10 protein-coding genes are annotated in these 9,724 nt (G+C 25.8%); 7 read left to right on the top strand and 3 right to left on the bottom strand.

All coding sequences use genetic code 11. From position 1 onward, the window contains the following. Positions 1–40 precede the first annotated feature (40 nt). The gene (locus WC356_06605; GenBank protein ID MFA5382812.1) at positions 41–925 is read right to left on the bottom strand and encodes a Fic family protein; all 885 of its coding nucleotides are present in this window, start codon (positions 923–925) and stop codon (positions 41–43) included. A 133-nt stretch (positions 926–1,058) separates the two neighbouring features. Here WC356_06605 and WC356_06600 point away from each other — a divergent pair, with 133 nt between their 5' ends. From WC356_06600 to WC356_06590, 3 genes are read left to right on the top strand one after another with little or no spacing between them, the layout of a single operon-like run. After that, on the top strand, positions 1,059–1,604 hold the full coding sequence (locus WC356_06600) for a methyltransferase domain-containing protein (protein ID MFA5382811.1): 546 nt from the start codon (positions 1,059–1,061) through the stop codon (positions 1,602–1,604). A gap of 35 nt (positions 1,605–1,639) precedes the next feature. Further along, positions 1,640–2,137 (top strand): GNAT family N-acetyltransferase, encoded by a 498-nt coding sequence (locus tag WC356_06595; protein ID MFA5382810.1) that lies wholly within the window; start codon positions 1,640–1,642, stop codon positions 2,135–2,137. Between the two features lie 30 nt (positions 2,138–2,167). After that, a complete protein-coding gene (locus WC356_06590; protein ID MFA5382809.1) occupies positions 2,168–2,413 on the top strand; it encodes a hypothetical protein in 246 nt (81 codons plus the stop codon). Here the strand turns inward: WC356_06590 and WC356_06585 are convergent. Beyond that, positions 2,410–2,691, bottom strand: coding sequence for a hypothetical protein (locus WC356_06585; GenBank protein MFA5382808.1), 282 nt, complete (start codon positions 2,689–2,691; stop codon positions 2,410–2,412). The genes WC356_06590 and WC356_06585 overlap by 4 nt on opposite strands. 53 nt (positions 2,692–2,744) lie before the next feature. Here WC356_06585 and WC356_06580 point away from each other — a divergent pair, with 53 nt between their 5' ends. Then, positions 2,745–3,377, top strand: coding sequence for an MBL fold metallo-hydrolase (locus WC356_06580; protein ID MFA5382807.1), 633 nt, complete (start codon positions 2,745–2,747; stop codon positions 3,375–3,377). Here WC356_06580 and WC356_06575 read toward each other — a convergent pair. After that, the gene (locus WC356_06575; protein ID MFA5382806.1) at positions 3,374–4,681 is read right to left on the bottom strand and encodes a DHH family phosphoesterase; all 1,308 of its coding nucleotides are present in this window, start codon (positions 4,679–4,681) and stop codon (positions 3,374–3,376) included. The two genes, WC356_06580 and WC356_06575, sit on opposite strands and share 4 nt — an antisense overlap. A gap of 51 nt (positions 4,682–4,732) precedes the next feature. Between WC356_06575 and WC356_06570 the strand changes: the two genes are divergently transcribed. The 3 genes from WC356_06570 to WC356_06560 all read left to right on the top strand — a co-directional run. Beyond that, positions 4,733–8,431: a hypothetical protein gene (locus tag WC356_06570; protein MFA5382805.1), complete on the top strand. Its 3,699-nt coding sequence runs from the start codon at positions 4,733–4,735 to the stop codon at positions 8,429–8,431. A gap of 106 nt (positions 8,432–8,537) precedes the next feature. Further along, a complete protein-coding gene (locus tag WC356_06565) occupies positions 8,538–8,858 on the top strand; it encodes a hypothetical protein (GenBank protein ID MFA5382804.1) in 321 nt (106 codons plus the stop codon). 10 nt (positions 8,859–8,868) lie between these two features. Next, on the top strand, positions 8,869–9,724 hold an 856-nt coding region (locus tag WC356_06560), incomplete at its 3' end, for a hypothetical protein (protein ID MFA5382803.1).

The raw sequence follows: 9,724 nt of genomic DNA, 5'->3' as shown, positions 1-9,724 counted from the left end.
TTCAACAAAGAAAAAGAATACCAAAATTAATTTTGTATTACTATTTTAAATATTTTTTATATTGTCTACCAAACACTTCATAAATGTATTTTACAAAATCTTTTTCCTTTTTGTCAGTATCATATTTTTGCAAAACTAGATAATAATACATTTTTTCATCATTGAATATGTTTATCAGGGGATATTTTGCTTTTAACATAACAAAATTCATCAAAAGTCTTGCTATCCTTCCATTCCCATCCCCAAAAGGATGAATTTTTACAAATTTTAAATGTATTAAAGAGGCCAATTCAATTTTATGGAGTTTATTTTTGTTTTTATTATACCAATCTATCAATTCAAACATGAGTTTTGGCAATTCCTGATATTTTGGGCAGAAATAATTACCAACTCGTACATTATACATTCTAAATTGTCCTGCATCCTGCATAATTTCATTCATTTCTATTTTGTGGAGTTTTAGTATAAAATCAATGCTGATATCCTCTTCATGTTCAAATAAGAAATCAATGCACAATTTCATGTTTTTTGTTTCTTTTACGTCTTTTCTCTTTTTTTCAATTCCTTTAATCTTTTTACCTTTTAATACGTCTTCAGTATCCTTAAGGGACAGAGTATTCCCTTCTATTGCATTTGTGTTGTGAATGAAACTGATTAATTTTTGTGTCTCAGTTTTCCATAAGGTTTTGTCAATTTTATATTTTTTTGAGTATTCTTTTTGTATTTTATCAACAATTTTCAATTGCCTTTCGGTTAAATAATGTTTTATTTTGATTTTCTTTTTTTTCAAATGTTTCTTTATATCTTTTGGGATTTTTGTTCCAAGATATTTTCTCTTTTTCTTAAATTTTCCATTAACTCTTTTTGTTTCAGTAAGGTAGTAATAGACTTTACCATTTATTTTTTTCTTTTCAATATATGCCATTTATATTAAGTTTATTGGGGGCACAAAATTTAAAAGCTTTTAGGGGGCACAGAGATCAATTAGTTTATTATGGTCATCAGTACACGAGTATTGATTACTTTGTTTTAAAAATATGTGCTATTAAAAATTATATATGTGGCTTGAGGAAATTGAATGGGTGATTAAAAAATTAAATAGTCAATTAAATTCCAATTTTAAAACATGTTTAGATATTGGTTCTGAAAGTTTAGAATATAGAATGAAATACCAACCTTGGAATCAAAAATTTTATGATTATTTAATCTCTAAAAATATTGAAATTAAAAGAATGGATGCAAACAAATCAGTAAAACCAGATTATGTACAGGATATCACAAAACCAATAAAAAATATTGGAAAATTTGATATTGTTTTAGCAACGCATTTATTAGAGCATATTCCGATTTTAGAATTAAAAAATACAGTTAATAATATAGAGAATTTAATAAATAAAAATGGGATATTAATAGTTTCTGTACCTAATTGTTATCCATACCATGCTTTTCCAATAGATAATGGTTGGAGACCTATTCCAAAAGAATTAATTAAAATATTTAATGGAAAATTAATTGCAACAAAGATAATTGAGACTGAACACAAATTAAATAAATATAAAGACCAGCCAAAAAGTAAATCAAGTTGCGCGTTATTAAAATATTAGGTACTTTTTTAAACTCCAAAACACACTAAATATATATGGTTTCTAGATTTAAAACAAATGAAAATATCAGAAGTAGAAATGATTTCAAAAACATTATGCCTATTAGTTTTGAAATATTTGAATTTTTAGGAGATAAAGAAGACTTAATGCAGATGTTAAGATTAGGAAATAGAGAGTATTCAAAAAAGTTTATGGGAGAAGTATGTGAATTAAATTTCATTTATCCTAATAAAGTATTTATTGCTAAAAAAGAAAATAAAGTAATAGGTTTTATAAGATATCAAATTGCTAATGAAGAAATGAGTAATATACTTATTGCTGTTGATTATAATAATATAGAAAGAGGAGTAAGTGATGAGTTAATACAAGAATGTATTAAAACAGCAAAAGAATTAAAAGTAAGACAAATTAGGGCAAGAATTTTTAAAAAGAATTTTTTAGGAAAAAATTTATTTGAAAGAAATGGGTTTAAAGTAGATCTTATTTCTGTTTATGGATATGTAATGTATGAAGCAATTTTAAAAAATAAATAGGTTTTTAATTTAATTTCTTTTTATTATATTATGGATTCTAAAAAACAAGAAATTGAAAAAGTAAAAGAATGGTGTAAAAAAATCAAAAAAGAGCGCAATAGGATTTACATAATAGAAAGAAACCCATTCAAAGATGAAATAGATTGGTTAAGAAATAAAGTGTTTATTGAAATTGATAGACCAACAGAAAAAGCAAATAAAAATTCAATTGTTTTTGATTCTCCAACTAATTCATTATGGGAGTATATGAACGGTTCATGGAGAAAAATAGATTAAACAGCAGTATATTTTACATCTTTTAATTTTATTGGTTTTCCACTTGGTGCGCCATAAATCATTAAAATTGTTTTATTATTTTCATGAATAAAAGTAATTATTTCTTTTTTATTTGGGTCATAACCAGAAATTATATTATCTTTAATTCTTAATTCAGTTGGGTCATAGTCTATATTAAATAAATTGCAGGTTATTCTAAAATTATCTTTTATTTTTTGATAAAGAGGATGTTCTTGAGTAATATTTTTTGATAATTTCTCTTTGTATATATTTTCCATATTAATAACTGGTGTTTTTTATATATAAAAAGCTTTTGGTTCTAATATATTATATGGAAAAAATAAAATTTAAAGATATATTAATAACTGTTTTTGGTCATGCAAGCACAATGATTAAAGCAGAAAATAAAATAATTTATATTGATCCTTTTATTTTGCCTGAAAATCCAGAAAAAGCAGATTTAATTATTTATACACACGGACATTTTGATCATTGTGTTGATTCAAGTAATATAAAAAAAGAGGGTACAATTTTGATAGGTAGAAACTGTAAATATCAACAGGAGGATATTTTACCCGGGCAATCATTTGAAAAATTAAATATAAAAATAAAAGCAGTTGATGCTTATAATCTGGAAAAGCCGTTTCATAAAAAAGGCGAATCTATTGGAGTTATTTTAGATATAAATGGAACAAAGATATATCATGCTGGAGATACAGAATTTATTCCAGAAATGAATACTCTTGGATATAAATGTGATGTAGCGCTTTTGCCTTGCGGAGGAAAATTCACAATGGATCCAGACCAAGCGCTTGAAGCTGTTAAAGCAATAAAGCCAAGATTAGTAATACCTATACATTATGGAAAAGAATATGGTGTGGATTTGCCAAATGGAAAAGAGGAAGTTGAAAAATTAAAACAAAAAATAGAGGAATTAGGAATTAGATGTGAAATACCTTATTAAAAATGTTTATTTAACTCAAGCAAAAACTCATTGATTTTATTATTTGGTATAGAGCAGCCTGCTGCGTATTTATGTCCCCCACCAACTCCTCCGACTTGCGCAGAAACATCTTTTAAGATTTTTCCTAAATTGATTTCACTTTCTTTGTCAAGAAGACGCGAAGATAGTTTTATTTCTCCTTTTTCATCTAATGAAGCAGCAATAAGAGGTTTATTTCTTTTAGATAAGAGCATTCCTGCTACAACACCAATAATTGAATCATCAATTATACCACGCGCATCTATAAAATAAAATTTTCCAAAATCTTCAATGTGATTTTTAGCATATTTTACTCCTTCCTTTAAATTATTTCTATGCATTAAAAGAAGCTGTTTTGCTTCTTCATAATATTTATCATGATCTAAGCAAACTCCTAATCCTATATCTGTTCTGTTATTTCTGCCGCATGCATTAAGTATAGTGGAAAATTCAGTTGCGTCATACATTTCACAATTTTTTGGCCTGTTTTTTAATAAATAAACTTCACCAATTAATTTTTTAGAGTAATCACATAATTCCTTATCACAAAGATAAGAAATTAAATTGTCTATTAATATTTTTTTTTCATTTGAATTTAAATCATAATAAGTTCTCCATTTTTCTGAAATTTTATCTTTTAATTCAATTCCAGTGCTTTCTAAAAATGCTTTTGTTCCGTTTTCAGAATTTGAAATGCCAGGTAAATATGGATCGTCAGAATATAATAGAAATTGAATTAAAGGTCTTGCTCCTCTGCCGTATAAAGTAATATCAATTGTCTTTTCAATTTCTTCTCTTTCAATTGCTTTTTCAACTAATTTTGAATTTAACCCTCTAAATGGATATTGCACATCTCCTATTGCACCTACAACAGCTAAATCCCCACAAGTATTAAATGTAAAAAAAGCAGTGCCAGAAGCGCTTAATTCTAAACTGCCGTCAAAACCAAATAATTCTGGATTTATTTGTAATCTATTAATATTTTTAGTTTGATGATGATCAATAATAACTACCTCTCCTTTTAGTTCATTTACTAATTCAGTACTTCCTCCCAAATCTACAAAAATAATTTCTTTTTCATTTTTTAATTCTTCAATTGCATCTTCATCAAGTTTTCTATAAACTTTATTTGAATAAGGTTTTTTCATTTCTTGAAGTGCTTTTATAGTAATAGCTCCAGAAGTAATCCCATCGCAATCATAATGATGTACAACTAGGGGATTTTTGAATTTTTCAACAGTTTTTTTAATCTCTTCTGCTCTTTGTAAAAAGTCGTCAAAACCCATGAAAAAATTAATACTATAACCTTTTTATACCTTACTATATAACATAATACTATGGGAGGTTGTAAATTATTAATCATTCTGTATATTAGTTTATTTATAACTTTGTCTTATGCAAATTCATTTCAGCCATTAAATGATAATTTTGAACCAAATTTTTGGGAAGATGAGTCTTGGATGTGTAATAATGCATTAAGATTATGCTGGCCATTTGAAGTACTAGAACCTAGATATGTTCAATCATTAGCTTCATCTAATTTAGATGAAATAGAAGTTATTTCTGATTTATCTTCTTTTAATGCGTTTACAAAAGCAAAAACAGAATTAGATAACGCGCAGGATAATTTGGTATTAGGAAAAAATTCTCTTAAAGTTTTTAAAAATCCTATTTGTGTTGATATTTTTACTCAAGTGCATAGTGTAATTTTAAATTGTGAGGAGAGAGGAGGTACTTTTTCTACATCCGGCTGTAGAGTTAAAGAAGGAAATGAAACAGAAGTTTATCCTTATAGGGTAGAAGCAGTTTGTGTTTTTGAATATTTATCTATGCCGGGGGAGTACAAAAAAGTTTTAACAAATTATATTGCTACATTAGAGCATTCAACTAAAGCAGTAAATTATATTTATTCTGATGTTAATGAAGAGTTTTTAAAATTAGAGAATTTAGGTGCAGGATATAATAATTATTTTGGTGGTGCAAAACAAATATACACCCAAGCAAAACAAGTTCACGATGCAATGAGTTTTCAATCAACAACAGGTATAAATCCTAATTCTCTTTCATTTCAATATTCAAGTGCTTATCAAGAAGTTTTAGATGTAAGAGAAGAATTGATTCAATCTCCTTCTGGACCTAATTTTAATTTCTTGAATGCTTTGCCTATTAATTCATTAATCGGAAAACAAAATAGTTTAGCAATAAAAGGAATTGAATTATATGAAGATATTGTTGAAGCACAGAATATAATAATTGATGAATTTACTATTTTAAATGAAGAAACAGAAACAAACCAAAAAAAAGCAGCTGATGCTTTAAATCTTTTAAAAATCCAAAAAATTGAATTAATAGATTCTGTTCCAGCAGAATATACTATTCAAAATATAGAGACACCAGAAGATTCGAATAGCTTAGGATATTTAGATTGGAATTTAGTGAGTATATATTCTAATTTAAATTCTATAAAACAAGATGCAGATTCAAATTATACTCAAGTTAAAAATTATAGAACAACAGGTTCAGATAATCTTGGTGAAGGGATAGAAAAATTACATTTTGCTAATACAAGATTTGTTTTAATAAATGAAAACGCGCAACTTTTATTAGAAGAATTTGAAAATTTGAATTTATGGATGAAAGAAAAGGCAAGAAATAAACTTCTTGAATGTGATGCAAAATTACAGAATACTTCTCAATCTTCAAGAGCTTTTGCAATGGTATATAGAGAAGAAGCTCAAAATTCATCAATAACAAATAAACAGACAATTGGAGAGCAGTATATATTATATAAAGAGGCCTATGATTCTGCGAAAGAATGCGTAGATATCTGTGAAGGAAAAGAATTTTTATATTTTGATTCTTTATTATCAGAATTTAATAGAGTAATACTTGCTGCAGAAAAAGATGGGTTAACTGTATCTTCATATAAAGATTGGTATAATTTTTATAAAACATATAATTATGGAATTACAGATCTTGTTTTAATTAAAGATGATATTAATAATTTTATTAATGAAATTTATGCTATTGCATATTCAGAATATGAAGAACAATTAACTTCAAAACGTGCAGTTATAAAACAAAATTTATATTCAATGTATTCTTATGATAAGGATTTAATAAATGAAAAAAATTTATTTGAAAAGTGGGAGCCGTATTATAAAAATAATCATATTGATTATACAAAAGCATTAGGAAATTTAAAAAATATTTTAAATGATTATAATAAAATCTTAGATTCTTTAGAAGATAAGAAACCAGATATTTTAAAACAAAAATTTGAAAATGAGTATAAAATTCAAGAAAATTGGAAATCCATTCCTATTTTAGATGAACCTGTCGATTTAGATATTTTAGTGATTTTTCAAAATCCAACTGATTTATCTTATGATTCATATGTTTTAGTTGAAATACCTTTTGATTATGAAGTTTATTCTTCAGATATTATATATAAATCTGATAATATAAATAGAGTTTCAAAAGATAAAGATAATCTTTTAATAGAATTTTCTAAAATTGATTCAAGAGAAAAGTCTGAGATTAAATTTCATTTAGATGCAAAATTATTCAAAAGAATTTCTTATTCAGATACTATTATTGAATCTGTTCCCGAATATCAAAAAATAAGAAAAGTTGTTACTTTTAATGCAGATATACCTGTTAATTTATTATATTCTTTTGAAAATATTCCAGAAGATGCTGTTTCAACTTCAACAGAAATTAATGGTATAGAAAAGAAAACCACTAATTTGGGAGAAAAAGCTAAAATTGAATTAAATGATATAGAAAAAGGAAAAACAATTTATCATTTTTATTATATTTTAGAAAATAGAAGTGTAAGTCAAAATATTTCTCAAAATAATTATTTAGAGGAATACCAAGATATTTATGAAGACATTGTTTCATTAGAGGATACAGCGAATTTATTAGAGCAGAATAATTTAACTCAAGATTCAACTGAACTTATAAACATATTAGATGAAGCAAGTTTAATATTAGACGAATCTAAATATGATTTTAATTTAGGAAAATTTTCTGAAGCTTTTGATAAATTAAAAAAAGCAAGAAATTTAACTGAAAGCTTTGATTTATTTTCTTCTTTGCAATTCTTAAGAGAAAGTTTATCTGATGAATTTAATTCTTTAAATTCTGTTTGGATTAGAAGTGGGAATACAGATTTTGAAATATCAGATTTAATGACCACTATTGAAGATAATTTAGTTAAATTACGTTCTTTAACTCTTTCAAAAGAGGATATTCCATTATTGGGCCAGACAAATAGCTTATTGGAATTATTGAAAACAAAGATTGGAAATAAAGGAGAATCAACTTTAACTTCATTATCACAAGAAATAATAAATGCTAAAACAATTTCAAGTGATTTTGAAAATAAAATTTATCCAGAATATAAAATATATTATAATTCATTAAAAAGCTATAAAGTTGAAGGCAATGTTTTATTGTCTTTTCCGTATACTTCAACTGAATTGGATTCAAAATTAAAAGCAATCAAAAAAGATATTTTAGATATTGAAGAGAAAATAGATAATGATCCAAATCAAGTATTATCTGATATTACATATTTAAGTAATTTTAGAGAATCAGTGAGAGAGTTTAATATTACAAAAAATGCAGTAGAACTTATTGTAATTGGTGTGGATGATAAAATTCATAATTATATAAATAAAACTGAACAGAGTATAGTTATATTAAATAGTAGAGAATTAAATGCAGATTCAAAGAATAAATTAAATTTATTAAGTGAAGATTTGAGTAAAACTCGTGAATATTTAGAAAAAGAAGACAAAGTTGAAGCATTTAAATTAAGTTCAAAAGCATATTATGATGCTTTAAGATTATTATCAGGTACAAATCCAGGAATAAATTCAAATGATGAACAATCAAGCCCCATTTTGTTAATATCTATTGCATCAATATTTTTAATTTTAATAATTGGGGGGCTATTCTTTTTTAAAAATTCAGCGCATAAAAAAGAAAAACCAATTGAAATAGTGAAATTATCACGTGAAGATTAGTTTGTACCTATAGTTACAAAATTTAAATACTTTTTTTTAGTTTTTTTAAGTGAAACTCCCGAAAGGTTTATAAATATTATAATAAAAGTGAGTTTGGAGATGTACTATGGTAAAGATAAAAACAAAAAAACCAGCTGTTAAGAAAACAGTTAAAAAACCAGTTAAAAGTAAAAAAATAGAAAAAAAAGCGTCAAATCCAGTAGCAAAAATAAAAAGAGTTAAACCAAATGTCAAAAAAAGTCTTGATTCATTAAAGGAAGATTTATATGGCGTTAATACAGTTGTTGATACAGAGAATCCAGAACAGAGGAAAATACATTTACAAACTATTACGTTTGAATTAGCAGCAGTTAAACAGCTTATAGATAGAGTATCAAATCAATTAAAAATAATAGAAGAGCATTTAGAAGAAGTCAAAAATCAATAGGTGAAAAATAATGGTTTATTCCCACCAACATTCAATTTTATTAGATGAAGATATAAAGATTGGATTAGAGAATAGTGGAGGGAATATATTATATTTATCTCATGCGCATTCTGATCATTTAAGAAGCCCTAGAAAAAAGAAGGGAGTTATAGTTTCTAAAGAAAGTTTTGATTTAGCTAATTGGGAAGAACGATATAACCCAATAAGATTAAATCCAAAAGGAATAACACTTTTTAATGCTGGACATATATTAGGTTCTACTCAATTAATGGCTGAAACAAATGAAGGATTATTAGTTTATACTGGAGATTTTAAATTAAGAGATGGATTAACAACAAAAGGAGCAGAAATTAGAAATTGTGATACCTTGATTATAGAAAGTACTTATGCACAACCAGGAATTGTTTTTCCAGAATATGGATCAGTTTATGCAGAAATTTCTAATTGGGTTAAAAGAAATAAACACAATACTTTATTATTTGGGGGATATTCTTTAGGTAAAAGCCAAGAGATTATTAAAATATTAAATGATTATTGCGGAGTAATCCCATTAGTAGATGAAAAAGTTGAATATTTTTGTAAAATATATGAAAAGCATGGAATAAAACTAAATAGAATTTTGTTGGGAACAAGAGAAGCAGATGAAGTTATGAGAGATCCGTTTGTAGCAGTTATGCCTCAGAGAATAGTCAATAGAAGATTTGCGTATAAATTAAGTTATGCATTAAATAGAGAAGTTTTATGTGCAGTTGCTTCAGGCCAGTTTTTAATGAGGCCTATGAGTATTGATAAAGGATTTTTATTAAGCGATCATGCTGATTTTAATGATATTTTGAATTATATAGAGCAAGCAGAGCCAAAACAGA

It is taken from the genome of Candidatus Micrarchaeia archaeon (assembly GCA_041653315.1).
Classification (GTDB): domain Archaea; phylum Micrarchaeota; class Micrarchaeia; order Anstonellales; family JAHKLY01; genus JAHKLY01.
Note: the sequence above shows the minus strand (reverse complement) of the source record. Positions and strands in the feature narration are given on the sequence as shown.